The organism is Pseudomonas shirazensis (genome assembly GCF_014268785.2).
GTDB lineage: Bacteria > Pseudomonadota > Gammaproteobacteria > Pseudomonadales > Pseudomonadaceae > Aquipseudomonas > Aquipseudomonas shirazensis.
This window is the reverse complement of sequence record NZ_JABWRD020000001.1, coordinates 1,528,610-1,554,393: the sequence shown is the minus strand read 5'-3', so window position 1 is coordinate 1,554,393 and position 25,784 is coordinate 1,528,610. Positions and strand designations below refer to the sequence as shown.

Genomic DNA, 25,784 nt, shown 5'->3' with positions numbered 1-25,784 from the left:
GTGTTCTCGCCGACAAATGCTGCGGCTCACTGGAACGTGCGGATTGAGCCTGGCGTGTACCTCGTCTCGATGTACATTCAGGGGAGCGCCGCTGGGCTGGCTATGGCCAGCCTGTATGACGGCGCTTCACGTTCCTCTGCCAACATCCCGTACACCACTGTGCGCACGCGCGTCACATTCCCGATCACTGTCACCGATAGCGCCCGAGTGTCCCTGTTGCTGTATCCGAATCGGCATGCAGCAGCCAGCGGGGCGGTCGTGGTCGATTCGGTCATGATCGAGAAGCGGATTGGCGAGGGAAATGTGCCTTCGCCTTTCGTATCTGGCTCGTCGGCACGCGCAGTAGGAGGTCAAGCTACCGCGATCAGTCAGATGGCTGCGACTGTGGATCAGCAGGGTACGGCCATCACCGCGCAGGCCAACCGGTTAGACGGAATCTACGTTCAGGTGAATCCGGAGATGGAGGGCGATTCTTCTGGCATGGCTGGCCAGCAAGGCAGCTTGGTCGGCGTGTGGACGGAGCAATCGGCGCGCACGGACGAATTCATCGCCACCGGCAAGCGAGTCGACACGGTGCAAGCCCAGTTCGGTGAGGTGAACGCTTCGGTGCAGACCATCAGCGAAACAGTCGCCGGCGTCGACGGCAAGGTCTCGGCCATTTCCTCCTGGAAGACCGAAACCAACGCCAGCGGCCGGCGGGTGGCCACTGGCATCGTGCAGGGTAGCAATGGGGAGGTGGGTGAGATCCTGCTGATGGCACAGCGCTTGGCCATCGTGGACGGTGTGAACGGCGATATGGTTCTGCCTTTCGTTGTGCAAAACGGCCAAGTGTTCATCAACCAAGCGGTGATCAACGTAGCTTTCATCCAGGAGATTGTCGCCGGCATGACGATCAGGTCGGAGACGCTAAACGCTCAGGGACTACCCCTCCTTGAAATCAACTTCAAGGCTGGCACGTTCACATTGCGCGGCCAGAGCAATGACGGGTCCACCCTGATTACCAATGGCCAAGTGAACACGTACTACGCCAATGGTGGGCCTGCGACCAAGATGGGTATAGGCATATGAGCACAGGTTTTCTTGCGTTCATGGAAGATGGCACTGTCATGACTGACATGACAGTGTTCATCAGCCAGACCATGGGGAGCATCGACACTAATGGGCAGAATGGAAGCGCAACGCTTCCAGCTCTTCCCTCGGGCAGGTCGCGTTTCTATATGGTCGTGGCGTTAGTCGATTTGAATAGGGAGCGGGGCAAGAAGCCAGGCGTGACGATATCCAATAACACCATGACCTGGGCTTATTCTTTCAGCACCAACGGCTGGGGCTATTTTGCAGCCAATTGCAGGATCTTCTACGGGTACTACTAATGGCAGGCAAGTTTGTTGCTTACAGAGAGCAGGACCAGTCACTCCTGTTTGACACCGAAAGGATCTGCTACGGCTTGAAGAAAAGCGGTTACCTACAGCTGGTGGCGCATTGGCCTATGAAGTATTTGAGGTCGGATCAGCTAGATCCCAACAATGGCGCCAATTGGGCAGAAAGCAGTCCTATAGAACCTATATACGGAATCTCGCTGAGCGGGTGGACTTCGCCGATGGCGTTTCTGGTTGGAGACGGAAGCCCCTGTGGGGAAATACTCGAGAACGGCATTAAGACCCTCTTGTTCGTTGGCGCCTCAGCGAGTACGAAGTGCTTTGTGTTTGACCTGATGAGCGACGCGGGTCCGATCACAGGTATGAAATGCTTCATAGAGTCCGACGGTAGGCTGTCATTTAATTCTTCGCAGCCGCCGCTCAATATCCTTGCCTCGATCAGAGCGCCTGAGCCTGGTGCTCGGGTGGCGTCAGGCAGCGATTTACGATACACGGCGTACACTGGTGGTTACAACTCGGTAAGCAACCCCGGTCGACCAGTCATGAAGTCTTATGTTGATGTGCCCCTAGGTGGGGGAGAGCTGGCCGCATATATAAATTTTTCTAGAAGTGCGGCTTGTAATGGGTCGAACTCTGGCCTTGGAGGGTTTGAATATGGGTGTCAGGAAGGCGCCTTTGGCTATTCTGGAGGCGTACGCTTTATGTTCACCATCGCCGCAGTCACTACTCAAACAATTACAGGTGGCGCCCCTTACAACTATTGGCGGCAGATACCGATTGATCGATTCCCGACCGCGCTAGTGGTCAGAACAAACGGACTTCCATTTCCTTTTAATTGAGTCAAATGCACATGGCCAAACAAGCGATAAATCTCGGTATCGCTCCGGCGGGGGCTGGCGGTGATGATCGCCGCAGCGCCTGGATTAAAGCGATCTCCAACTTCAACGAGCTCTATGACTGGCTGGCAGGGAGCGCTGGCGCCACGAACTTGCCGGTGGCTCTGCCCGTCACAAAGGGAGGTACTGGGGGGACTACCCCGGCGCTCGCGCGATCGGGTTTGCAACTTGGGACAGCAGCTGTTGCCGCGATTGTTGGCCAGGTCAGCCAGGCCGGCGGCGTCCCGACGGGCGCAATTTTTGAACGAGGTAGCAACGCCAATGGCGAATACACCAAGTACGCCGACGGGACCATGGACTGCTTCCTCTACGCCACGGTGACGGATCAGGCTTGCGACATTACGTATGGAAGCCTTTTCATTGGTACTCGGAGCTGGACGTTCCCGATGCCGTTCTCTTCCCCCCCTGCAGTGAGTGTTAACGGAAGGATTGCCACTGGCGCAAGCTGGGCAGGAATTGGGGGAGGGGTTTCTAACTTCTCTGCTACGGCTCGATTCGTGGACGCTTTCTCGCGCGCGGTTGGCGTTACAACTGTGCTCTCATTTACAGCTAAGGGAAGGTGGTACTGATGCAACTGACTCTATCCCCCGTCCGTATGGACGAGCAACTCACGCTGGATCGGGATGGCGACACCCTCTACGTCAATGGTGAGGCTTTCGACTTCAGTCCTCTGGCCGAGGGGGCAACCCTCCCGCAAGAGGCTGTACTGTCCGATTGGTTCCCAGGTGAAGTCAGCCGCATCGATGGCGAACTTCATTTGACCATCCGCATCCCGCATGGAGCCAATGCACCTCATGCCACCCGGTTCCCTGAGCCGATGACCATCACCCGAAATGGCCCCGTTGCACTCCCGATCTATAACTTGCAGCCAGCACTGCCGCTGACAGAGGTTTCTGCGGATGAATAATATCGATTGGTCCCAAGTCATCACGGCAGAGCAGAAAGCTCAAGCAGCCGCCGAGCAGATGCTCGCCGCGGTGGTAGCTGAGATAGCACAACGCCGGGCCTCTGCTGACACAGCCATCGCGCCGCTGCAGGACGCTGTCGACCTTGATGAGGCGACCGAACTTGAAGCTGCTGCGCTGAAACAATGGAAGCGCTACCGCGTGGCGCTGAACCGCCTGCCTGATCAGTCAGGTTACCCGGCCACTATCGACTGGCCTGCGCCGCCGGCCTGATCCGCACGAATCCACAACCGCCGCCTGGCGGTATTTTTTTGCCTGGAGAAACCACAGATGCCCATCACCGCGCAGCAGCTGCTGCAGGTTCTGCCCAAGGCCCGCACTGTCGCGGGCATTTTCTTGCCCGCGCTGAACCGGGCCACGCTTCGCTGGAAGATCGACAGTCGGCTGCGCGCCGCGGCTTTCTTGGCCCAGATCGGCCATGAGTCCGGCCAGTTGCGCGTGCTGGTGGAGAATCTCAACTATAGCGCCGAAGCGCTGGTGCGCACCTGGCCCAGCAGGTTCACTGCCCAGACTGCACCGGCATATGCCCGGCAGCCGGAGAGAATCGCCAACCGCGTCTACGGCGGTCGGATGGGTAATGGCCCCGAATCATCGGGCGATGGCTGGCGTTACCGAGGGCGTGGCCTGATCCAGCTCACCGGTCGCGATAACTACCGAGCGGCGGGCGCCGCGCTGGGGCTGCAGCTGGAGGATCAGCCGGAACTGCTCGAGCAGGCCGAGCACGCTGCACAGTCCGCTGCCTGGTGGTGGGCGAAGCACGGGCTGAACGAGCTGGCCGATGCCGGCCGCATTCAGGACATCGGAAGCATCATCAATACTGGCAAGCCTGGCCGCGTTCCGCATGGCGCTGCTGAGCGCAAGGCGCTGTATGACATCGCCGTGCGGGTGCTGGCATGAATGCCTGGGTGCTGCGCCTTGCTGGGGCCGGCCTGCTTATCCTGCTGGGTATCACCGTGGGCGCCCGGGCGACAACTCACCACTTCCGCCCGCTGCTGGATGATCAGCAGGCCAAGGTTGCCCAGTGCACTGCCGCGCGCGACAACTTGGCCGGGCTGGCCACCGAGCAGGGCAAGGCCATTGGCGACCTGATGCTTGCCGCCGCCGGTCGCCAGGCAGCCGCCGAGCAGGTCGTGAAGACTGCTGAGGTCGGCGCGAAGGCGGACTACGCCGCGGCGAACCGCCTGCAGCAGGAGAGGACCGGGGGTGACCAGTGTGCCGCCGCCACTTCGATCATCGACAAGGAGCTTGGCCTATGACCATTGCAGTCAAATTCCTGCACGGGGTGGGGGTGCTCGCAGGCGCTTGCGTGCTGGCCGGCTGCGCGGGGCGGGCGGAGCCTGAACCCCAGTACATCCGCGTCGAGGTTCCCGTGCAGGTGCCGTGCCGCGCTCCGGATGTGCTGGCTCCACCGTGGGCTGCCGAAGGCCTGCGGAAGGCCGACAATCTGGAGGTGAAAGTGCGAGCACTGCTGGCAGAGCGCCGGCAACGAATTGGCTACGAGCGCGTGCTCGAAGCTGCTGTAGCATCCTGTCGATAGCCTATGGCAGTTTCGAGTGCTTCGCCTGCCTAAGGTCCATACAGGGTACGTTCTTGAGCTATAACGATGCCACGAATGGCATAATCGTCCCTTTTGGGACCGAGAGTTATCGTGATGAATCGCAGGAGCTTTTTAATATCAGCAGGGATCGTTGGCGCATTCACTTCGATTCCGTTCGCCAGAGCGGGCGCGCCGGCTGCACCGCTACTGCTCAATGGCGCATATAGTTTGTGGTACAACCGGCCTGCGGTTGCGGTCGGTCCAGGCGGTTTTTTGTTCGGGTATGTGACCTCTAATGGTGAGGTTCTTGTTTCGGCAATCAACGACCAGCTGAAGCTCATCAGTACCTCTCGCATCCACAAATTCGAAGACGCGAGCGACCATGGATCGCCATCGTTGATCAGGGTGCCAAGCGGGAAGCACGAGGGGAGCGTCCTCGCTTGCTTCAGTAATCATTCCTCACCGTTGATGTGCTCACGAACCCCTAGCTCCCAAGCATCCTCCGAATGGAGCAAGGCTCGTGTCATCGACTCCGGGCGGTCGACCTATGCATCGCTAGCAGCGCTTCCCGACGGAAGCATCATTCTGATGCACACGCAGCAGGAGCGCATCGGGCGGCACCCCTCGGGCGAGTGGCGCCGTGTTGTTGCTCGGACAACCAAAGACGGCGGCGACACCTGGAGCGAAGCAATCATGATTGCTGGCGAGGGCGCGGGGACCTTTCCCTACTCCACGGCGCTTTCCGTATCGGGAGGGGGTAAGTGCGCCATGGCCTACGCCATTTACTCTGCAGCGGAAAAACGCCACATCGGGCTCACGGTGGTCGTCACCCAAAATGCTTTCCAATCCAAGACTGAAATCCCCATCGATCTCGGGCTAGAGGCTCATCACGACACTGTCCCTTATGAAACGCGATGGATCTCTGACAGCGTCATAGCGGTTTCCTACAGCCAAGTTAGCGCGGATGGCAAAAGCGCGCTAAGCAGGCTTGTTACAGTCGATGTGGATACTGGGCGGCAGCTGCAGAACGTATCGGTATTACCAGTAGCTGTGCATACCTATGCAGGGGGCGCGGCAATCGAGGCGAGCGGGAAGTCGCTGATCTGCTCACCAGTTACAGGCGGACTTGTTCGAAAGTACCTAGACTCGGATACGGTGGAAGAAATTGTCACAGCGGGGGAATATTCTTCCCCGTGGGTGTTCAGCGCCGGAAGCCAGAACATGCTCGTAGCATTGAAGAATCCCTACGTAAAGACCACTCGGGACTTCGGAGCGGACATACTGATCATGCCTCTTTCATAGGGTGGCGCTCTGAGCTCGCGCTTAGAGTCACTGTGCATTCACCAAGGAATAAGTCATTGAGCCCTGATACAGGCCTAGTCCTGATGCCAGACCATGAGATGTACTTAGAGGTCATGGCTGCGCTAAAACGCTACCACGATGCGAAGGACAGGGGCGCTCCAGCCCATGAGGTTGAGCGGCTGCGGCAAATCTACGATGCTCACGCCCGGGCGGTCACTGACTACCAGCTGAAAGCCCTGAGCGGCAGAGGCGCGCCCGCGCACTGATCCTTGCCCGCCAGGCGGTGATTGCCGCCGTCCATTTGCGGCTTTACGATACTGTTTTTATATACAGTATTGGGTGCCGCCATGTCACAACACTTACCTCCGCTTTGGGTTGCTGAGCTCGATGATGTCGCTGCCTTGACCGACGACCCCGATGGAAGATCGGCTGTGCTCGAGGTAATGGCCTTGGCCGCTCACCGCAGAAATGAGGTAGACGCCGACCAGCTCGCCGACATGCTCGAGCTGGCAGAGGCGGCTCGTCTCTATGGCCTTGAGGCTGGCCAACCATGCAGTCCGTGAGTGCTTTCGCTGCAGCCGAAGACCTGGAGGCCATTTCCCTCGACGAACTGCTGCAGGTGCATGCGCCCAATGTTTACCTGGTCAAGATAGACGGCGACAGCATGCAGGGTGCCGGGATCTTCGATGAGGACGTTGTGATCGTCGACAAGGCGATCGATGCGCGTGCAGGCCACATCGTCATCGCGGCAGTGAACGGCGAGCCAGTCTGCAAACGGCTCGACTATGTTGGCCGGCAGATCGTGCTGCGCTCGGAGAATCCTCGGTATGCGCCGCGGTTCATCATGGAGGGTGACGAGTTCACCGTCTGGGGTGTGGTGACCTACAGCCTGCGCAGCCACGGGCCGATGTCATGTATTTCCTGATTGTACGGCGGCGCAAGCTAGGCGTGGCCATCCCGAGTGATCAGCTGGGGAAGATCCAGGCCCTGAAGGCAGACATTCACATCGGCGATCACCACAGCGCACCGTTGGGCAGGGTGTCCACGCAGGCCTGGGTATTCACTCATTCGCCCGGCGCCGATGTCATCCCGCGCCTCCACGATGCCAAGGTGAATGGCATGGCCCAGCTTGGCATCAACATCAACGGCGTGGAGGAGGTCGACGGCGTGCTGTATGCGCAGTCGTGGTGGTGTCGGACGGTGTAGCCATATAAAGGAAGGTGGAGGTCGGCAGAACGCCGGAGACGTGAGAAGGCCCGCGTGACTTTTGCGTGACTCTTCCCAGCAGTTGAAAGCACCTATGAGCAGTCGATTGCAGCGAGCGCCGAGTGAGGTGCCGTGTTTACTGGGGGTTAAGGCCTACTGCACGCATGGGGTGCAAGGGGTCGAGTGTTCGAATCACTCCGTCCCGACCAAATAATCCCAATGACTTAGCCACCTCAGGGTGGCTTTTTCATTTCTGCGTGTTGGGACTTTTTCGGGGGATCATCCAATTTCCCTTTTCAAGATCGTCAGCACGGGCCCACGCGAGTCGGTAGTTGATACCAGGTTCGCAGCCTCAATCAGCTTGCCCAGCTCAGCGCCGGAGTAATGACTGGTGATGCTGCCGTTCTTGTGCCCGAGCAGTGACTTTTGATCCTCTTCAGTTACACCTGCGGCGCACAGAGTTTATTTTCAGCTTTCGCCGGAGCCAGTCCACCGTTGAGTTGATGGGGTCGGATCCAGTTGTAGTGGTTCATCAGGTATTGGCTAATGTCTCGTTGAGCTTGCTGCCCGGTCATGTAACCCGTGGTCGGTATCCACTCTGATTCCACGCTACGGAAACTCGCTCCATCGGCGCATTATCCCAGCGTTTTCCTCGGCGGCTCATGCTCTGGCGCATGCGATAGCGCCACAGCCTTTGGCGAAACTGACGGCTGCCATATTGCGATCACTGGTCGTAAGCGTCTGCCGAACACATCTTGCACCAGCCAGTTCTGGCGAAGGGTCAGCATATGAGCGAAGGTCAGTGCGCTGTGAACCAGCTGGGGTGTAGCACAGGAAAATGTTGCTTCAGCCAATCCACAAATGCGTCGACCTGAGGCGCAAGATGCGTTCTGCTTGGATAAAGCACGGATACTAGGCGAGGCTTTGGACGAAACGCCCTGAGCACTTCAACCAGTTCTCCGCTTGCGAGGAATGTCTCAACGGCAATGCCAGGAGCTTGAACAATGCCGAAGCCTGCAACACCGCACTGAACGTAGGCATTCGACTCATTCACAGTGATTCCACCATGAGGCGTGTGTGGACGATCTTTGCCGTCTACCGAGAAGTGCCAAGGCAGCGGTCTGTTATTTTGACCGGAAAGGAAGTTTACACATTGGTGGTCTGCTAGATCTTGTAGGGTTATGGGAGCGCCGCAGGCTTGGAGATAACTTGGAGACGCACAGGTCACCATGGTGGCGGTGCCGATTTCTCTGGCCACCATGCTTGAATCCGGGAGGTCACCAATTCGTAATACACAGTCGATGCCCTCGGCTACCAGGTCTACTGTACGGTCGGTCACGCCTAGCGCAAGCTCGATTTCGGGAAATGCCTCTGTAAATCTCCTAAGGCTTTCCATGAAGCTGCGCTGGGAAAATGCAGTTGGGATGTCAATTCGAAGCCGACCTCGCAGCGTCGATCCACTACGGTCGAACATGGAAGTGGTTTCTGCGATGGTTGCTAAAATCTCTTTGACGCGTTCGTAAAACCGCTCGCCCTCAGCGGTCAGTTTTACTTTACGCGTAGTGCGCTGGAACAGACGGACACCCAGCGAGGCTTCCAAATCCTGAATGGTGCGTGTGACGTGCGGGCGTCCGGCCTGCATTGCCTCAGCGACTTTGGTGAAGCTCCCCAACTCCGCTAGCTTGGCGAATACTTGCATCGACTGTAGAAGCTCCATACGTCTCTTCTCGGGAACCTGTTAACTGGGTGATTGTTGCTGATCAGGATAACAATCCTGTTCGTTTCTGCACATTTATCTATAGCCGGGAAACCTCAACAATGTCCTCAGCGTAAGGGAGGAGCTTTCCTCACCTGCACATTCAAAATTGTTGGAGACAAAGAATGAAAGCGTGGCTTCTGAAAGATTTCGGCTTGGATAATCTGGTACAGGGCGAAACGGAAACCCCCGTGCCCCAAGCGGGTGAACTGCTGGTTAAAGTAGGCGCTGTATCACTCAATTTCCGGGACAAGGCGATCGTTGACGGCATCTATGAACCTCACCTGGTGCCCAAGCCACTGATCCCCGTCAGCGATGCGGCGGGGACTGTCGTGGCAGTTGGTGATGGTGTCAGCCGCTTCGCTATCGGAGACCGGGTCAACTCACACCTCTACTCACGCTGGTTGGACGGCATGCCTGGGCCGGATGAGCCTAACTACTGCTTTGGATCGCCATTGCCTGGTGGTCTGGCGGAATACATGATCATCCATGAAGACAGCGCGGTAGGTGCCCCCGACAACATGTCAGATGAGGAAGCAGCGACCCTTCCAATTGCTGCTCTGACGGCGTGGTATGCGCTCGTCGATTATGGCCAGATCGAGACCGGCCAAACCGTTTTGGTTCAGGGATCTGGAGGTGTTTCTGTTTTTGCAGCACAAATTGCTACGGCTTTGGGAGCCAAGGTTATCGTCACCTCCAGCCGTGATGACAATCTGGAAGCTGTAAAAAAACTGGGCGCTGTTGCTGGTGTGAATTATCGCACTACCCCTGAATGGGCAGAGGAAGTTATGAAGCTCACTGACGGCAAGGGAGTGGATCTGCTGCTGGATGTAGCAGGCGGTGACGGCCTCAATCAATCGATTGCTGCAACAAAGGTAGGTGGACGTATCGCACAGATCGGCTTTCTGACAGGCCAAACCTCTACCCTGAACCTGATGCCTATGATTTTCCGACAAACAACGATTCGCGGCATAGCCGTTGCTCCACGTTCGTCATTTGACCGAATGAACGAATTCTTGAATGAGCACAAGATTCGCCCGGTAATCGACCACGTGTATCCATTCGATCAAGCACGCGAAGCGTACGAACATTTGGCCAGAGGCGCCTTTGGTAAGGTAGTAATCAAAATCGAGTAGGATCAGGTCACCAGTCCGGGGGTTAGTAGACCACTACAAAGGCTTCCTCGCTGAGAGAGCTCAGGTGGTAACGCTGTATGTGGCTTCCTCCTATAGCCTCAATAGTGGAAGCATTAAACGGGTCAGGTATCCCTAGCAATTCTCAATTGTGATGGGCTGCATTCTGTTCAGATGCGTATCCTGCCATAGCTACTTGGGCATGTAGTTGCGCTGCCAGCGACGTGGGATGGCTAGCGATGACGCGGCGAGTGCAAACACCAGTAGCCCGTTGATCACAAAGGCTGTGATACCAAGATACCCTTGCAGCAGGGCACCGACGATTGCTCCCAGCAGCATGCCAACCCAAGGCACAAGCTGCACCCTCCAGCCTGGCTTGCGCTCACCCATCAACCACCGGCCAAGCCCGCGGCCGAAGCGTGACAGGGCGCCGGTGACGTAAGTCAGCCCGATCGGCAAACCATTTACTTCCTCGACCACGGCATTGATCATGCCCATGGCTATGACAGTGCACACCAGTGAGAAAAGTGCTATCGAGATCAAGCCCGCCAGGCAGAGCAGGGCGCCTACGCAGAGCAGCAATGGCCAGGAGCGGCGGCCGACCAGGCGCGTGACGATCACGCCGATGGCATTGCCAGCGATGAACGCGCCGATCAGAGTGCTGATGGTGAGGATGGAGCTGTAGTCCCGCTCACCAATTGAAACGGCGAGGCGGGTGGTATTGCCGCTCATGAAGGATACGAAATCACCTGTTGCGGTGAACCCGACTGCGTCAGTCATGCCGGCGAGGAAGGAGAGTGCTGCGACCATGCACAGCCCAACTTTGCCACGCAGTCGCGCTATGCGTCTTCCGCGTGCTGTATAGAATGCTGAGTCAGGGAGCATCAGTGCCTCAGAGGCTTTTGGAAACAACGTATTACCGGACAATAAAACCTGTTTCAGGCCGCGTCAAATCATGTCCAAAGGCAGATTTTTCCGCTTCCCTGTAGTCCATTTCCCAAACATACTCCTAGCGCCTTTAACCTCAAGCAGGCCAATCTCAGCGCATCTAGCCTCATGCCGTCGCCGCAAATGCTGCGACCGGCTTTGATATCACGCGGTTTCCGTAGGAGCGGCCTTGTGTCGCGAAAGGGCTGCGCAGCGGCCCCAGTGGTCAGCTTCGCGACCAATATCGCCGGGCTCGCTACGCGAGCCTTTCGCGACACAAGGCCGCTCCTATAATGATTTGCCTGATGTCCAGACAATCTTCAGAAGTAAGTCGTCATCCCGACAAAGTACGCCCGACCCGGCACGTAAAAGCTGGTCGACTCATCCCGCGGGTCTTCATCGAGCAGGTTCTGCACGCCGGCATTGAGTGACAGCCAGTTGGTCGCCGCCCAGTTGGCGCTCAAGTCATAGGTGGTGTAAGACTTGACGAAGTCAGTGCCCAAACCGCGCTGCTTGCCAACATGCTGCGCCGACAGCTCAGTGCCGATGCGATCGCTGATTTGCCAATCGATGGCGCTGAACAGCGACAGTTTCGGCGCGCTGATCAGGTCGCGTCCGGTCGACAGGTTGCGGCTTTCGAGCATGTAGGTGGCGTTGGTGCGCCAGCTGGCGTTTTCCCACAGCGGGACTTTGCTACTGCCTTCCCAGCCGCGAGTGCGGGCTTTGTCGGCGTTCTCCAGCATGGTCCACCAGCGGCCCTGGAAGTTGCCCAGCGGGGCGTATTCGATCTTGTCCTTGAAGTCGGTGTGGAAGTAGGTGAGGCCTGCTTCCCAGCCGTCGTGGTCAAAGGACACGCCGATTTCTTTGTTGGTGCTGATTTCCGGGCGCAGGTTTGGATTGCCGGCCATCCAGCATTCGCCGGTGACGTATCCCAGCGGCCGCAGCGACGTGCAGCCGCGACCGCCGGAGTTGGTTGCCGCACCGGCGCTGCCTTCTTTCAGGCTTGGCGCACGGAAACCTCGCGACACACCGCCGCGAACTGTCCAGTCCGGGTGCGGGTGGTAGACAAGGTAGGCGCGCGGGCTGTTGTGGTTGCCATATTCGTCACTGTGGTCGAAGCGGTTGCCCAAGGTCAGCGAGAGGTTGTCGAGCAGGAACAGTTCGTCTTCGATGAACAGCGCCGAGTAGTCGCCCTCAAGTTCCGCACCGCTGACTGGCTTGCCCTGATAATCGACGGGGACGGTACCCAGCGTATCGGTGTTGGTCAGTTGCTCGCGCTTCCATTGGCCGCCAACGGTGAGGCGCTGGTTGATCAGCAGATCGAACGGGATGTTGAGGCTGCCTTCGACGATCTTTTCCTCGGAGCTGGCCTTGCCCCAGCTGATGTCGTTCTTGAATTTGTTCAGGTAGGCGTCGATGCGCGAGGTGCCAAAGCCCCAGTCCGCGTTGTGCGAGATGATGAAGCTATCTCGGGTCAGGCGCGCAGCACCAAAGCCTTCACCAATGGTTTCGTCCCAGTCGCCGAAGGTTTTTTTCGATGACCAGGAGCGCTCCACGCCCTGGGTGGCTTCGAACGACAGCTGATGGTTGTCGTTGACTTGCCAGTTGAGCAGGGCGTTTACGCTGTGGTCCTTGGCCCCGCCAGCGCCGTCGTTGTAGACGAAGTCGCCGAGGGTATCGACCCGCGGTTCGACTTCGTCGGCCGCCCGCCGGGTGAGGTTGGCGCCCAGGCGCAGGCCCAGCGATTCTGTGATCGGGCCAGACAGGTTAACGCTGGTCTGGTTGGTCTGGCCGCGGTCGGAGTCTTCCGGGATGGTCGTGTTGGCGTTGAGCGAGCCGCTCCACTCACGGGAGACCTTGCGGGTGATGATGTTGATAACGCCGCCCATGGCGTCCGAGCCGTACAGCGACGACATCGGCCCGCGCACGATCTCGATCCGCTCGATCATGTTCGGCGAGATCCAGTTGATGTCCTGGCGGCCCAGGTCGCGGCGGTAGTTGGTGTCGGCGGAGCTGCCGATGCGTTTGCCGTCCACCAGAATCAGCGTGTACTTGTCGTCCAGGCCGCGCAGCTTGATCTTCGATTGCTCGCCCACCGGGCCAAAGCCGCCGGTCACACCGGGGATACGCCGCAGCAGGGTGTTGAGGTCGTACACCGGCTGGCGCTCGATCTCTTCGCGGGTGATGACACTGACGCTGGCCGGGGCATCGCGCACATCAGTGCCGCCGCCGCTAGCGGTGACGAACGAAGCTTGCAGTTCAGTGGCAGGCAGCGGCTCTAGCTCGAGGGTTTCTTCGGCCTGAACAGGGCTTGCGGCGATCAGCGCCAGGGTGAGCAGGGCACGGCAGAACGGTGGGCGTGGCATCGTGGAACAGTCCTTGTCGATCGGTTGGATTCAAGAGGCAGAACGCAATCGGGGTCGGACGGTATCGCAAATGAGAACCATTTAAAAGTAATTACCCAATTTTGTTTACACAAAACTGACAAATACTTTACTAAGCGCGTTGCCGCTGCATGTTCGTCGAAGGCGGGTCGGGCCTTCACCCAGACGTGAAAAAGCCCACTCGGCAGTGGGCTTGGCGGGGATCGATTCAGGCTCAGGCAATCTTGGTCGCTTGCTAGCCTCTGCGGTTCCTACGCAGCCATTCGTCTGCGACATCACCCATCGTTGCTGGAACACCGCTCTTGATCCAGGCCATGAACGGACGGTCGAACTTAAAGCCATCACCGCATTCGGCGGTCAGGAACTGGCGAACCTTTTGGGTGTTACGGTATTGATCGTCCAAAGGAGTGGAACGACTGAAAGGGCCTGAATGCCAGTTGAAGCTCATGGGCCAGTCCTGCGACGACGATTTAGATTTTGCAGAGTAGCATCGCCGGTTGATAGCCGCGAGCAGCTACACGCCGTCCCCGGCCTGCGCCAGCATTCCCACTGCGCCATTGATCAGCGCGCGCACTCCATGGACCAGTGCTGCCTCCATCTCAAGCTTCTCGGCCTCCTGATCGACCCCTGGCAGCGGCTCTAGGCTGGTGGCCGAATACACCGTATCCGCGACTGCAAAACAATGAAACGCAACAGTCGCCAACAGCCAGCGTGCACTGTCTTGCGAGAGCACGTAAGCCTGGGCGATATGCGCCTGGTGCCCGATGATCTTGGCCAGCATCGACTCGGTCGCCACCGAGCGACGGATGATGTACTGGGCAGTCAGGCGTTGGCTGCGCAAGACAATCAGCAGCAGGAGCAGCAAGGCAGCGCTGCCGTGCTGCCCGCCATCCACATCGAAGGCACCGCACTGCAGGCAGGCCAACCGGAAATGTTCGAGCGGATCGAGCTGCTCAAGGGGCCGTCGGCGTTGCTCAACGGCATGCCGCCGAATGGCTCCGTGGCGGGCACGGTCAACCTGGTGCCCAAACGCGCAGGCGAGCAGCCGCTGACTCGGCTGACCACCAGCTACATGTCTGATGCGCAGTTAGGTGGGCACCTCGACGTTGGCCGGCGGTTTGGCCAGGGCCAGCAGTTTGGCGTGCGCTTCAACCAGGTCTATCGCGATGGTGACACAGCGGTCGACGGGCAGCGGATGAAAGTCGGCGTCTCGGCATTGGCGCTGGACTGGCGAGGGGAGCGGGCGCGCTTGTCGGCAGACTTTTACAGTGCCGATGACAAGGTCAGAGGGCAAAACCGGGGTATCAGCCTGGCACCGGGAGTGGCAGTGCCCAAACCGCCAAAATCCGACACACTGCTCAACCCGGACTGGGCCTATGTCGAAAGCAAGGACAAGGGGGCGATGCTGCGCGGCGAGTTCGACCTCAACGAGCATGTGCTCGCCTACGCGGCGGTCGGTGCCAGCAAGACCGACTACGCCTTCAGCGGGACCATGTCTGCCCAGGTGATCAACGCTGCAGGTGACTACAACACCACCATGGGCCAGCTGAAAATGCAGCTCGAGAAAAAATCTGCTGAAGCCGGCCTGCGCGCAACCTTCGAGACCTTCGGCATCGGTCATCAGCTGACGGTGAATGCCACCCATTATGATGACGAGCAAAAGGACTTTGGCCGCCGCTCGGTGCCGGGTGCCAATGTCACCACCAATATCTACCATCCGGTCTGGGGGCGGCTGCCGACGAGTCCTGGCCGGCCGTGCAACATCTGGAAAATCGCCTGGCCAGCTACGGTGTCGCCGATACGCTGTCGGTGTTGGATGATCGGTTGCAGTTGACCGTCGGCGTGCGTCGTCAGCAGGTGCTGACTGACACCTTCAGCGTTGTCACCGGCGATCGCACTTCGCGTTACGACGAAAGCGCCACGACGCCCGCCGTCGCGTTGCTGGTCAAAGTAACGGATGACTTGTCGCTGTACGCCAACTACATCGAGGGGTTGAGCAAAGGCGCAGTCGCGCCGATGACCAGCGCCAATTCCGGCGAAGTGTTTGCCCCCTATAAATCCAAGCAGAAAGAAGTCGGCCTGAAGCTCGACCTGGGCAGCTTCACCCATACCTTGGCGCTGTACCAGATCGAACGCCCAGGCAGCTATACCGACCCGGTCAGCAACGTCTTCTCTTTTGGTGGCGAGCAGCGTAACCGCGGCGTGGAGTGGGGGTTCTTCGGCGCGCCGCTCAGTGACGTCCGGTTGATGGGCGGGGTAGGCTATGTCGAAGCTGAAGTGACCAAGAGCGCCAACGTTGCCAGCGAAGGCAAGCTGGCCACTGGCGTGCCCAAACTGCAGGGCAAGTTGGGCCTGGAGTGGGATACGCCGCTGGTGCCGGGCCTGACCTTCACCGGCAATGCTACCTCGGTCGGCAAGCAGTACATCAGCAGCGACAACACACTGTCGATCCCGGGCTACACCCTCTATGACGTAGGTGCCCGTTACACCACCCAGGCGGCCAGCTATCCCGTGACCTTGCGCGACAGCGTGACCAACCTCACCAACAAGGCCTACTGGGGCATGCCGTTGACGTCCAGCCTTGGCCTTGGGGCTCCGCGCACTGTTCAGCTATCGGCGACCGTCGATTTCTGACTCAATATCGACTGGCTACCGCGGCGTGCTGGTGCGCCGCTATCCGGAGGGCAATGCAATGAAGTCGATCAGAGCTAATCAGCCATGGCGTGGCGAGCTGTGGCTGGGCAATGACTTCGCATTATTCAGAGGCCTGACCGGCCACGCCAGCCCGCACCGGCATTACGCGCATCAGTGCCTCAGCGTGCTGCTGGCGGGCGAGCCCGGCCCGTGGCAATGGACCGAGTCGATGCAGGCTCATGCAGTCGAGGTGACCGATGCCGAGGTCTTGGCTGTCTATGCCGAGCCGTCTTCTTTCGAAATCGCCAGCCTGCGTGCCATCGCCGAAGCGGACCACAGTTCGCTGGCCGCGCTGGCGCGCACGGTTCAGTCTATTCGGCGGCAACCTTTGCCAGAGCGTTTGCAGGCGGTATTGCGGCAGATGGATGACCACCTGCTGGAGAAACTCAGTGCGGCAGAGCTTGCTCGTCATGTGCATACCTCAGTGAGTCACCTACAACGGCTGTTCGACAGCCAGCTGGGTGTTTTGATCAGGCGTATGGTGCTCTGGCGGCGACTGCGCCTGGCCTTGATGCTGGCCATGCAAGGCAGCTCGTTGACCGAGGCCGCTCACGCGGCAGGCTTTGCCGACTCTGCGCACCTGTCGCGAACACTGCGCAGCATGTTCGGCATCAGTGGCCGCCAGAACCTGCGTCACCTGCACCTGCGTCTGCTGCCTGCACACCACCCAGATGGCACGGCAGGCGTGGCTCCGGGTGCTTGCTTGCCGGGCGCTTGAAGGGCTGGGCCAGCTGCTGCAGGTAGGCCTTCGGATAGTCGGGTTGCGAGCCAATCCCCAGGTCGCTAGACCGCAGCTCGCATCCGCTGCGAGTGAAAGCCGTGCCCAACAATAGATCCCAGAAACTGAAGAACAGCGCGAAGTTGACGTCACCTGCGCGGCCGTACTTGATGTGGTGATAGCGATGCACCGGTGCCCAGGCGAACAGTCGATCCAGGTAGCCGACACGGATGTCGACATTGCTGTGCTGCAGCAGCAACTGGATAGCGATTGCGAACGCCAACAGCCCTGCAACGTTTTCTGGCAAACCCAGCAGCAGCAACGGGCCGATCCCGGCCAGCGCCTCGAGCAACTGATGCAGCGGATGTTTCATCAAACCATTGAAACCATACAGCCGTTGCGGGCTGTGGTGCACGGCGTGCAGCCGCCACAGCCATTTGTTGCGGTGGCTGGCCCAGTGCATCAGCGTGATGCCCAGGTCGGCAAAGATGATCGTCACAATCACTTGCACGACGAACGGCCACTGCTCAGGCCATAGCCCCAGATCGGGCAGCCAGCGCGCGAACCAGGGCAGTGCCATCAGGCTCAGGCAATTGAGGCCCTCGTTGCACAGTGCATGCAGGCAATCCCTCAGGCTGTCGCCTTGGTTGCGGTTCCATTCGGCCTTGAATGGCAACCACCTTTCCATGCCGAACGAGACGATGATTGCCAGTACAAGCAGTGGTATCAATGCCCACAGCGGAACCTGGCGAGCAACCAGCCAGCAAGCCGTGGCAATAAAGCCGAACAGAAACAGCGGGGCGTAGGCAGTGCGCAGAAAACGGATCATGACAAGACTCCAGAACGAGGAGCCTCATGATCGGCAGTAGGCACGCCTGATACTTGAACAAAGCAATCATTTTGCGCTGGCCAGGGTGCTGCTTAAACTGAACTGCTCCGCAGGTGGGCTGCCCAATGTCCACACACTGAGGAAACTGCCATGACCGATCCAAAAGACGACAAGCAAGACAGCCAGGTGCCTGCTCATTCCACCGAAGAGGAGAAGGCTCGGCTCAAAGACAAGAACAAAGATGGGATTCCGCCCGGCGCCGAATGAAAACGCTGCTCGGCGCTAGTGCCCAATGAGTCTCCAGTTACCTCAATCCATCTGCAGATAATTGATCGAAATCGCCACCACCTCCGCCGCGGCATGCAGTAGCACCGGCACCAGCAAACCGCCGCTGGCTACCCGTGCGATGGCGAGGATCAAACCGACGGCAACCAGCGTTACCAAGGTGATCAGGTTGTCGTACTGGTTGTGCAGCGCAGCAAACACCAGCGTGCTGACCATGATCGCTGTCCACTGCCAGAAGCGGCCACTGTCCAGCGCAAATACGCGCATCACGTAGTGTCTGAACAGCAGCTCTTCGGCGACCGGCGGGAACAGCACCAGAGTCAGGCAGAGCAGGGCGATCTGGGCCGGGCCAAGGCCGTCATAGAAGTGCACCATGAAGCTTTCGCGAGGTATCTGCAAAAGGTGCATCAGCAGCGCGCACAGCGTGTAGGCACCGACCATGGCGATCAGACCGAACAGCAACGGACGCCGCCAGCGCTGGCCGAGGATCACCTGCCTGAGGCCTTGCTTGCGGTACTGCAAGCACAGCAGCACCAACAGGCCGATCGCGGCGTAGCCTACCGAGTTGATCAGCTTCTGGCTGGTGAGCGGCGCGGACGGGTCTGGCAGGACCACCAGCACACTTGCGGCAAAGTAGATGATGAGCGCCAGCGCCAGCATGCCAAGACGCTTGAAGACGTTATAGCGTGACGGCGCAGGGGCTACCGCTGAGGGCAGGGATGATGCTGAGGTTTGCACGGGGACGTTCCTTGTTTGAGCAATTCGGCGGGCATCTTGCCGTTGTCGCTATCGTCTGACAATCGACGATCGTAGATAAACAATATTTACCCTTGGCGGCGCCAGCGTGGCTAATACTCAGGCCCCGGAAACCAGCTTGCTGACCCTGGTGGTCTGCTGGTTCCGGATCATCTCGTAATGGCTGGACAGCACAACGCTCGTTTCCCAACTTCCCATAGCAATGTGCCTGAATGGTGCAGAGTTGCCTCGGGATGAGTCATAAAGCACACGCCTGAGGCCGTCATGTTGAATAAAGTGTGCTGACTGCACAGTGATCATTGTTGCAGACGCACGCTTTTTGCGAGATCAGCGGCCCCTTCGAAGCGGCCCGCATATTGCTCTAGCTGCTCCATCCATAACCCGGAGCAGCATCGATGAGCGCCCCTAGCGAATTCCCGTTATCCGAAGCCCCGCAGTCAGCCCGCAAGGGCCTGCTGCCAATCGCCATGGTTTTGTTCAGTTTCACCTTCTTCACCGGCACCATGTTCGCCGGCGGCAAGCTGGGCATGGCGTTCAATTTCGTCGACATGCTGTGGATCGCCACCATCGGCAACTCACTGCTGGCGCTGTACGCCGCCAGCCTAGCGTTCATCGCCTCGCGCAGCGGGCTGAACACGGTATTGATGGGGCGCTTTTGTTTTGGCGAGGCGGGCAGCCGGCTCTCAGACTTCCTGCTGGGCTTCGCCGAGCTGGGCTGGTACGCCTGGGGCACCGCGACGGTGGCGATCGTGCTGGTGAAGATCCTGGGCCTGGCCGAGGGCTTCACTGTGCCGCTGATGGTGCTGTTCGGTCTTGGTTTCAGCATTACCGCGATCATTGGTTTCAAGGGCCTGGACCTGCTGTCGCGGGTGTCGGTGCCGTTGATGTTCGTGCTGTTGCTGGTATCGATGTACATCGCTACCGGCGACGCCGGTGGTTTTGCTGGCCTGGCTGCGGTGGTGCCGCACGAGGCGATGACGTTCTCAGCGGCGGTGACCATGGTCTTTGGCACCTTCGCCAGCGGTGCGACTCAAGCCACCAACTGGACGCGCCTGTCGCGCAGCGGGTGGGTCGCGGTAACCGCCAGTGTGGTCAGTTTTCTGCTCGGCAATGGCTTGATGGTGGTGGCGGGAGCATGGTGCGCGATGGTCTATCAGCAGGCCGATATCGTCGAGGTGATGATCCTGCAGGGCTTGTCGTTCGCTGCAGTGATCATGCTCTGCCTGAACCTGTGGACCATCCAGGGGCCGACCATCTACAACGTCTCGGCAGCGGCCTGCCATCTCTTGCGCAGCGAACGCCGGCGCACGGCAACTCTGGTCGCGGCGGGGCTGGGCATCCTTCTGGCGATTGGCGGCATGTACGAGCTGCTGATCCCGTTTCTGGTGCTGCTGGGTTCGATCATTCCGCCGGTCGGCGGGGTGATCATGGCTGATTTCTGGTACCGCCACCGCGGCAAGTACCCGGCGCTGGCCTCGGTTCAGTTGCCACGCTACAACCTCAAGGGGCTGACTGCCTATGCCGTCGGTGCGCTGTTGGCCTACTGCTCGCCGTGGGTCGCGCCGCTGGTGGGAATTGGCGCTTCGGCGCTGTGCTACATCGTTCTGCTCGAGCTTGGCGGTCGGCGCCGGGCGCTGGCGCAGGTCGAGCCGTGAGCCTGGCATTGGAAGAAATTCTGCGCCTGCCCGGGCTTGCACAGATGACCGTGCGCGCTGGCCAACGCAACCTGCAGCGGCGGGTGCGCTGGCCCTATGTGGCCGAGAACGAGGGTATTGCCGAATGGGTGATGGGCGGTGAATTGGTGTTCGTTACGGGCATCAATCACCCGCGCGGCGAGGCCAATCTGCTGAGCCTGGTCGAGGATGGCGACGCGGTGGGCGTCGCCGGTCTGGTGATCCTCACTGGCGGCAGCTTCATTCAGCAGATTCCGCCGAAGGTGATCGAACGCGCCGAGCAACTGGGCCTGAGCTTGATCGAGCAGCCCTACGCGCTGAAGATGGTGGTGGTGACCCATTTGATCGGTACGGCGTTGGTGCAGATGGCGCAAGCGCGCCGCTCGCGGGATGACATCATCGGGCAATTGCTGACCGGCGATTATCCAAGCCTGGCCATCGCCCGGCAACGCGCCGCGCACTTGCAGCTGGCGCTGGACGAGCCGCGGCGGCTGGTGGCGCTGCGGCTGGCAGGCGATGAGGTATTCGAACACCATGCTCCGGAGCAAGCCGAGCGCCTCTGGCAGTCCAGCCAGCAAGCGCTCGAAGACTGCCTGCAAGCATGGTGTCGCACCCAGGTGGGCGCTGTGACGGCACAGTTGCCGGGCGATCTGTTCGTGCTATTGCTGCCTGACGTGCCGAACCTGCGCGGTGGCTTGGCGCAGTTGCATCAGCAATTGCGGGTTATTGCCGGTGACGCCGGGGTATATCTGGGCATGTCCTGCCTGGCCGAGGACTGCGCGCACTATCGCCAGGCACTCAACGAAGCCCGTCAGGCGCTCGACGTCGCCCAGCACCTGCGCCCGGCCAGCGGCCTGTGCGACTTCAGCGAGCTGGGCGTGCTGCGCCTGTTGCAGGGGATCAGCGACCGCGGCCTGATCGACAGCTTCGTCAGCCAGACCCTCGGTCGCCTGATCGAAACCGGGCGCAAGCATCCTTATGCGTTGTTGCACACACTCGATGCCCTGCTGGGCGCCAACGGTAACGCCTTGCAGGCCGCCGCGCGCTTGGGCCTGCACCGCAATACCATCAATCAACGCATGGGCAGAATTGAACAACTGAGCGGGCAATCACTCGATGATCCGCTTTTTCGTATGAATGCTGCGGTCGCTATGCTCATATGGCGCATGACCGCAGCCCAGGGCAAGGAGTAAAACCATGAACATCATCAATGCACGCCTGCGTGGCAAGGACGGGCTGTTTCGCATCGAACTCGAAGGCGAGCGCATCGCTGCGATCCAGGTGCAGACCGGGTCGCTGGCGCTGAATAACGCCAGTGATATCGACGCCGAGCACAACCTGGTGGTGCCGCCCTTTATCGAGCCGCATATTCACCTCGATGCCACCCTCACCGCTGGCGAGCCCAACTGGAACATGAGCGGTACCTTGTTCGAGGGCATCGAGCGCTGGGCCGAGCGCAAAGAGCTCAATACCCATGAAGACACCAAGACCCGCGCCAGCAAGACCATCGGCATGCTGGTCGATCACGGCATCCAGCATGTCCGTACCCATGTCGACGTCACCGATCCCAAGCTGACCGCACTCAAGGCGATGATTGAAGTCCGCGAAGAAATGCGCCACCTGATCGACCTGCAGATTGTCGCGTTTCCGCAGGAGGGCATCGAGTCGTACGCCAATGGTCGCGCCTTGATGACCGAGGCGGTAGCGATGGGCGCGGATGTGGTGGGCGGTATCCCGCACTTCGAGAACACCCGTGATCAGGGCGTGTCGTCGATCAAGTTTCTAATGGACCTGGCCGAGCGCAGCGGTTGCCTGGTCGATGTACATTGTGACGAGACCGACGACCCGCAGTCGCGCTTCCTCGAAGTGCTGGCCGAGGAGGCGCGGGTGCGCGGCATGGGTGCGCGGGTTACCGCCAGCCACACCACGGCAATGGGTTCGTATGACAACGCGTACTGCTCGAAGCTGTTCCGCTTGCTGAAAATGTCGGGCATCAACTTTGTTTCCTGCCCGACCGAGAGCATCCACCTGCAGGGCCGGTTCGACACCTACCCCAAACGCCGTGGCCTGACCCGCGTCGCCGAAATCGACCGCGCCGGGATGAACGTGTGCTTTGGCCAGGACTCGATCGTCGACCCCTGGTACCCACTGGGCAATGGCAACATTCTGCGCATTCTCGAGGCCGGCTTGCACATCTGCCACATGCTCGGCTACGAAGACCTGCAGCGCTCGCTCGACCTGATCACCGACAACAGCGCGCGCACCCTCAATCTTGGCGAGCGCTATGGGCTGGAGGTCGGACGGCCAGCGAATCTGCTGGTGCTGTCGGCGCCGGATGATTACGAGATGGTCCGCAGCCAGGGTTACGCACTGGTTTCAGTGCGCAATGGCAAGGTGCTGATGCGCCGCACCCCGGCCCAGGTGCAGCGCCTGGCTTGATCCAGACCATCGCCCGGGCAGGCTTATCTGCGTGGGCGATGGCTGGCGATCGGTCTAATTCGCATTTGCCCCTGAGCGCGATCAGTGGCACGCTTGGCCGGCGATTTTGCATCGCCCCTACAGCGATATAAGGAAACGCCCAGGTGAGTTGGGAAAAAGTCGGTAAAGCCCTCGTTGGCCTGCTGGTCGCTGGTGCCTGTGCAGGCGGCGTGTATCTGGCATTCAAGCAGGACCCAGCCCTGGAAGCGCGGCTTACCTACTCCTACCTGACCTACCCAAGCCAGTTCAGCGAGCGCATCAGCACGGCCAACGACATGCTGCGCTACGAGCGCTTGCACGGGCAGATAAGCGATATCAGCCAGGGCCAGTTGAGCAATCAGCAGGTCGACAAGCTGGTGGACGCGGCCCAGGCGCCGTATGTGGCGTTGTTTGCCAAGCCGTTCGAGGCAGGCCTGGTCGACCATCGTACCGGCTTGGTAATAGAGCTGAAGAACACCCGCGAAGCGCCACTCAAGAACGTCCAGATTCGCTTGCCGGCCAAGGGCCTGGTGCAGGTGCGCGACGATGACGGCAACGACATCATCCCACAGGCGGCAACCAACCTGATCGACATCGCCACCATCGGCGGGCGCGAAGACTGCAAGGTATGGGTGTACTTCGATTCGGATTACTCGCAGATCCGACAGGGCGGCCTGAGCATTCGCCACGCTGACGGCGAGGCGCAGATTCTCGCTTACCGCGAGTTCGTCGGCCTGCCAGCCACCATTGCCAGCTACAGCCAACTGCTGCTGGCCTTGCTCGGTGCACTGGCGATCGGTGTATTGGGCCTTGGCTACGCATGCCTGAGCCGCAGCCAGCAGGCTACGGCCCAGCGCCGGGCTTAAGGCGCGACCAGCTCAAAGCGCCCCTGCGGATCTTCCAGCCCGGACATCAGGCGCAGGAACTTGATCCGCTCGCCGGTGATGCTGATATCGCCCACTGTGACCTCCTTGACGAAGCCGGTCTGCTTCAAGGCGATACGATCGAGTGTGGCTTTTTTCATGCTGACCTCGACATCCGCACGGCGGTGGCGCGTGCGGTCGCGGTGGGTCAGCACGCCGTTGCGCACGGTCAGCGCATAATCTTCACCCAGGTCAGTGAAGCGCCAGTTGATGGTCAGTTCCTGCTCGGCTGCCTTTTGCGCATCGAGGCGCACGCTGAGCAGATCGAAGAACAGAGGCGCTGCCAGGGCCCGCACCATGTCATCGACATTGCCGGGGGCAGGGCTTGCGGCAACACCGTCGCGCAGCTCCTGGGCGCCAGTCAGGTACGCATTGCGCCAGGGGGCGTTCTCGCTCTGGTAGCCGAGTTGCTCGAACGCATCGGCCTGCAGCTGACGTGCTGCGCTGTTACCGGGCTGGGCGTAGATCAATTGCCGAGTCAGCTCGGCGACCCAGCGGTAATCACCTGAAGCAAATGCTTTGCGCGCAAGGCTCAGCACCTGGTTGGCGCCGCCCATGGCTTCGACATAGCGCCGGCCGGTGTCGGTCGGTGGCAGTGGGTCGAGGGTAGCGGGGTTGCCGTCGTAGCTTCCCATGTAGCGTTGATACACCGCGCGCACGTTGAGGCTGAGCGAGCCGTAGTAATCGCGGCTGTACCAGCGCTTGGCCAGGCGCGGGGGCAGCGTGGCGAGTTGCGCGGCAATTGCGTCCGGGGTCAGGCCCTGATTGATCAGGCGTAGCGTCTGGCCATCGATATAGGCGTATAGGTCACGCTGGTCGGCCAGGTACTCGCGCACTGCCGCGCCGCTCCAGGTTGGCCAGTGATGCTGGCCGAGGACGATCTCGGCCCGCTCACCGTAACGCACCAAGGCCTGGTCGAGGTAGCGCGACCAGCTTCTGGCATCGCGCACCGGCGCGCCACGCAGGTCGAGCAGGCTCAGTTGACTGTGGGCGACGTTCTCGCCCATGACCAGCGCCTTGAAGCGCGGCAGCCAGAGGTTCATCTGTGCCGGCGCGTCCTGGCCTGAGGTGAGCTGGAATTCGATGTCGATACCATCAATGCGCACGGTCTCGACCGCTTTGCTTATCTCCCGCGTGGGGGCGATCAGGCTGATCGTGGCGTTGCTGGATATATCTTTGCCCAGGCCTGCATCGACCTGACCGCGCGGCCCGCGGGGCAGGGCGTTGCCATACAGGTATTCGGCGCGGCGCTGCATCGCTGGGCCCGCCAGCACGTTCTCGCTGATGGCCTGCGCATAGAAACCGCGCGGTGCCAGCACCTGAACCCTGCCGGCCTTGACCTCGGCGGGGTCGACCACACCGCGCACGCCACCATAGCTGCTCACCTGGGGGTTGCTGTAGATCACTGCCAGCACAGGCTTGCGCGGGCGATGCTTGAAGTACAGCTCCATGGCAGCGCGGGCGGTTTCTACTGAATGCAGTGGGTCGATCACGATCAGGCCGCTGTCGCCTTCGACCAGGGTCATGTTGGCGAGGTCCAGGCCACGTACCTGATAGATGCCCTCGGTGACCTGGAACAAGCCAGCGATGGCGTTCAGTTGGGCTTGGCGCCACAGGCTTGGGTTGATGGTGGCAGGCGCTTCACCGTTGATGAAGGCGTAGCGCTGCAGGTCCCACACCGGTTGGCTGTCGGCATTGTCGATGCGGCCATCGAAGCGCTCGATCAAGCCGCGCTGAGCGGCGTCGAAATCGGCGCGGTCGTTGAAGGGGAGGCGCTGCAGCCATTGTTGATTGCTTTGGCGGGTGAAGCTGGTGGCGTCTTTTTGCGGTGCATCGGCGGCAGAGGCGAGCGGGCACAGCAGCAATAGCGGCAGTAACAGGCGATGCGGCATAGGTATTCCTTGGCTTGGACGATGCGCAAGGGGGAACAGTAGCCTATGGCATGGAGGTTTGGGCAGGTGGTAACG

General features: G+C 60.0%; 28 protein-coding genes and 2 pseudogenes. 19 read left to right on the top strand and 11 right to left on the bottom strand.

Going from position 1 to position 25,784, the window contains the following annotated elements; genetic code table 11:
- Window positions 1-69 precede the first annotated feature (69 nt).
- The 9 genes from HU736_RS22025 (at window position 70) to HU736_RS06800 (ending at window position 6,076) form a co-directional block, all read left to right on the top strand.
- On the top strand, window positions 70-1,068 hold the full coding sequence (locus HU736_RS22025) for a phage tail tip fiber protein (RefSeq protein WP_367615292.1): 999 nt from the start codon (window positions 70-72) through the stop codon (window positions 1,066-1,068).
- Window positions 1,065-1,370 (top strand): hypothetical protein, encoded by a 306-nt coding sequence (locus HU736_RS06835; RefSeq protein ID WP_186699186.1) that lies wholly within the window; start codon window positions 1,065-1,067, stop codon window positions 1,368-1,370. Before HU736_RS22025 ends, HU736_RS06835 begins: the two co-directional genes overlap by 4 nt.
- Before the next feature lie 856 nt (window positions 1,371-2,226).
- Complete coding sequence (locus tag HU736_RS06830) at window positions 2,227-2,841, top strand: hypothetical protein (RefSeq protein ID WP_186699188.1); 615 nt, start codon at window positions 2,227-2,229, stop codon at window positions 2,839-2,841.
- Complete coding sequence (locus tag HU736_RS06825; protein ID WP_186699190.1) at window positions 2,841-3,179, top strand: hypothetical protein; 339 nt, start codon at window positions 2,841-2,843, stop codon at window positions 3,177-3,179. Before HU736_RS06830 ends, HU736_RS06825 begins: the two co-directional genes overlap by 1 nt.
- Entirely contained in the window at window positions 3,172-3,450 is a 279-nt protein-coding gene (locus HU736_RS06820; RefSeq protein WP_186699192.1) for a tail fiber assembly protein, read from the top strand. Before HU736_RS06825 ends, HU736_RS06820 begins: the two co-directional genes overlap by 8 nt.
- A gap of 57 nt (window positions 3,451-3,507) precedes the next feature.
- Window positions 3,508-4,134 carry a glycoside hydrolase family 19 protein gene (locus HU736_RS06815; RefSeq protein WP_186699194.1) on the top strand — a complete coding sequence of 209 codons (627 nt, stop codon included), beginning with the start codon at window positions 3,508-3,510 and terminating at the stop codon, window positions 4,132-4,134.
- Entirely contained in the window at window positions 4,131-4,493 is a 363-nt protein-coding gene (locus tag HU736_RS06810; protein WP_186699196.1) for a hypothetical protein, read from the top strand. Before HU736_RS06815 ends, HU736_RS06810 begins: the two co-directional genes overlap by 4 nt.
- On the top strand, window positions 4,490-4,774 hold the full coding sequence (locus HU736_RS06805; RefSeq protein WP_186699198.1) for a hypothetical protein: 285 nt from the start codon (window positions 4,490-4,492) through the stop codon (window positions 4,772-4,774). Before HU736_RS06810 ends, HU736_RS06805 begins: the two co-directional genes overlap by 4 nt.
- A 588-nt stretch (window positions 4,775-5,362) precedes the next feature.
- Window positions 5,363-6,076 (top strand): hypothetical protein, encoded by a 714-nt coding sequence (locus tag HU736_RS06800; RefSeq protein WP_217862379.1) that lies wholly within the window; start codon window positions 5,363-5,365, stop codon window positions 6,074-6,076.
- Between the two features lie 359 nt (window positions 6,077-6,435).
- On the opposite strand, the gene HU736_RS22020 is transcribed toward HU736_RS06800, so the two are convergent.
- Window positions 6,436-6,624, bottom strand: a complete 189-nt coding sequence (locus tag HU736_RS22020; RefSeq protein ID WP_186699202.1) for a hypothetical protein — start codon at window positions 6,622-6,624, stop codon at window positions 6,436-6,438.
- A gap of 2 nt (window positions 6,625-6,626) precedes the next feature.
- Here HU736_RS22020 and HU736_RS06790 point away from each other — a divergent pair, with 2 nt between their 5' ends.
- Both HU736_RS06790 and HU736_RS06785 read left to right on the top strand, forming a co-directional pair.
- Window positions 6,627-7,001: a LexA family protein gene (locus tag HU736_RS06790; protein WP_186699204.1), complete on the top strand. Its 375-nt coding sequence runs from the start codon at window positions 6,627-6,629 to the stop codon at window positions 6,999-7,001.
- Window positions 6,989-7,282: a hypothetical protein gene (locus HU736_RS06785; protein WP_101320136.1), complete on the top strand. Its 294-nt coding sequence runs from the start codon at window positions 6,989-6,991 to the stop codon at window positions 7,280-7,282. The genes HU736_RS06790 and HU736_RS06785 overlap by 13 nt, the downstream gene beginning before the upstream one ends.
- Before the next feature lie 279 nt (window positions 7,283-7,561).
- Here HU736_RS06785 and HU736_RS06780 read toward each other — a convergent pair.
- From HU736_RS06780 to HU736_RS06770, 3 genes and pseudogenes are all read right to left on the bottom strand, one after another.
- A pseudogene (locus HU736_RS06780) lies at window positions 7,562-7,741 on the bottom strand (tyrosine-type recombinase/integrase); the annotation flags it as partial.
- Window positions 7,723-8,006: pseudogene (locus HU736_RS06775) on the bottom strand (integrase core domain-containing protein); the annotation flags it as partial. The pseudogenes HU736_RS06775 and HU736_RS06780, both read right to left, overlap by 19 nt.
- Window positions 8,007-8,081: 75 nt before the next feature.
- Entirely contained in the window at window positions 8,082-8,981 is a 900-nt protein-coding gene (locus HU736_RS06770; RefSeq protein WP_186699206.1) for a LysR family transcriptional regulator, read from the bottom strand.
- Window positions 8,982-9,163: 182 nt separating this feature from the next.
- On the opposite strand from HU736_RS06770, the gene HU736_RS06765 reads away from it, so the two are divergent.
- Complete coding sequence (locus HU736_RS06765) at window positions 9,164-10,174, top strand: zinc-dependent alcohol dehydrogenase family protein (RefSeq protein ID WP_186699208.1); 1,011 nt, start codon at window positions 9,164-9,166, stop codon at window positions 10,172-10,174.
- A 189-nt stretch (window positions 10,175-10,363) separates the two neighbouring features.
- On the opposite strand, the gene HU736_RS06760 is transcribed toward HU736_RS06765, so the two are convergent.
- From HU736_RS06760 to HU736_RS06745, 4 genes are all read right to left on the bottom strand, one after another.
- Window positions 10,364-11,056 carry a YoaK family protein gene (locus HU736_RS06760; RefSeq protein WP_186699321.1) on the bottom strand — a complete coding sequence of 231 codons (693 nt, stop codon included), beginning with the start codon at window positions 11,054-11,056 and terminating at the stop codon, window positions 10,364-10,366.
- 362 nt (window positions 11,057-11,418) lie between these two features.
- Window positions 11,419-13,464, bottom strand: a complete 2,046-nt coding sequence (locus HU736_RS06755) for a TonB-dependent receptor domain-containing protein (protein ID WP_186699210.1) — start codon at window positions 13,462-13,464, stop codon at window positions 11,419-11,421.
- A gap of 253 nt (window positions 13,465-13,717) precedes the next feature.
- Window positions 13,718-13,930 (bottom strand): DUF6434 domain-containing protein, encoded by a 213-nt coding sequence (locus tag HU736_RS06750; protein WP_103437782.1) that lies wholly within the window; start codon window positions 13,928-13,930, stop codon window positions 13,718-13,720.
- Between the two features lie 66 nt (window positions 13,931-13,996).
- On the bottom strand, window positions 13,997-14,347 hold the full coding sequence (locus HU736_RS06745; protein WP_202883892.1) for a hypothetical protein: 351 nt from the start codon (window positions 14,345-14,347) through the stop codon (window positions 13,997-13,999).
- A gap of 12 nt (window positions 14,348-14,359) precedes the next feature.
- Between HU736_RS06745 and HU736_RS21810 the strand changes: the two genes are divergently transcribed.
- The 3 genes from HU736_RS21810 to HU736_RS06735 are packed head-to-tail and all read left to right on the top strand — an operon-like array spanning window position 14,360 to window position 16,894.
- Window positions 14,360-15,316: a TonB-dependent receptor gene (locus tag HU736_RS21810; RefSeq protein WP_225912985.1), complete on the top strand. Its 957-nt coding sequence runs from the start codon at window positions 14,360-14,362 to the stop codon at window positions 15,314-15,316.
- Complete coding sequence (locus HU736_RS21805) at window positions 15,238-16,116, top strand: TonB-dependent receptor (protein ID WP_367615283.1); 879 nt, start codon at window positions 15,238-15,240, stop codon at window positions 16,114-16,116. The genes HU736_RS21810 and HU736_RS21805 overlap by 79 nt, the downstream gene beginning before the upstream one ends.
- 58 nt (window positions 16,117-16,174) lie before the next feature.
- Window positions 16,175-16,894, top strand: coding sequence for a helix-turn-helix transcriptional regulator (locus tag HU736_RS06735; RefSeq protein WP_186699212.1), 720 nt, complete (start codon window positions 16,175-16,177; stop codon window positions 16,892-16,894).
- Here the strand turns inward: HU736_RS06735 and HU736_RS06730 are convergent.
- On the bottom strand, window positions 16,788-17,723 hold the full coding sequence (locus tag HU736_RS06730) for a sterol desaturase family protein (RefSeq protein WP_225912984.1): 936 nt from the start codon (window positions 17,721-17,723) through the stop codon (window positions 16,788-16,790). The two genes, HU736_RS06735 and HU736_RS06730, sit on opposite strands and share 107 nt — an antisense overlap.
- Before the next feature lie 309 nt (window positions 17,724-18,032).
- Window positions 18,033-18,746, bottom strand: coding sequence for a CPBP family intramembrane glutamic endopeptidase (locus tag HU736_RS22015; RefSeq protein ID WP_186699214.1), 714 nt, complete (start codon window positions 18,744-18,746; stop codon window positions 18,033-18,035).
- A 413-nt stretch (window positions 18,747-19,159) separates the two neighbouring features.
- Between HU736_RS22015 and codB the strand changes: the two genes are divergently transcribed.
- From codB to HU736_RS06705, 4 genes are all read left to right on the top strand, one after another.
- Window positions 19,160-20,419 (top strand): cytosine permease, encoded by a 1,260-nt coding sequence (codB, locus tag HU736_RS06720; protein ID WP_186699216.1) that lies wholly within the window; start codon window positions 19,160-19,162, stop codon window positions 20,417-20,419.
- Complete coding sequence (locus tag HU736_RS06715; RefSeq protein WP_186699218.1) at window positions 20,416-21,630, top strand: PucR family transcriptional regulator; 1,215 nt, start codon at window positions 20,416-20,418, stop codon at window positions 21,628-21,630. Before codB ends, HU736_RS06715 begins: the two co-directional genes overlap by 4 nt.
- 4 nt (window positions 21,631-21,634) lie before the next feature.
- Window positions 21,635-22,876, top strand: a complete 1,242-nt coding sequence (gene codA, locus HU736_RS06710; RefSeq protein ID WP_186699220.1) for a cytosine deaminase — start codon at window positions 21,635-21,637, stop codon at window positions 22,874-22,876.
- A 143-nt stretch (window positions 22,877-23,019) separates the two neighbouring features.
- Window positions 23,020-23,760, top strand: coding sequence for a hypothetical protein (locus tag HU736_RS06705; protein WP_186699223.1), 741 nt, complete (start codon window positions 23,020-23,022; stop codon window positions 23,758-23,760).
- Here HU736_RS06705 and HU736_RS06700 read toward each other — a convergent pair.
- Window positions 23,757-25,709 carry an alkyl/aryl-sulfatase gene (locus HU736_RS06700; RefSeq protein ID WP_186699225.1) on the bottom strand — a complete coding sequence of 651 codons (1,953 nt, stop codon included), beginning with the start codon at window positions 25,707-25,709 and terminating at the stop codon, window positions 23,757-23,759. The genes HU736_RS06705 and HU736_RS06700 overlap by 4 nt on opposite strands.
- Between the last annotated feature and the right edge of the window lie 75 nt (window positions 25,710-25,784).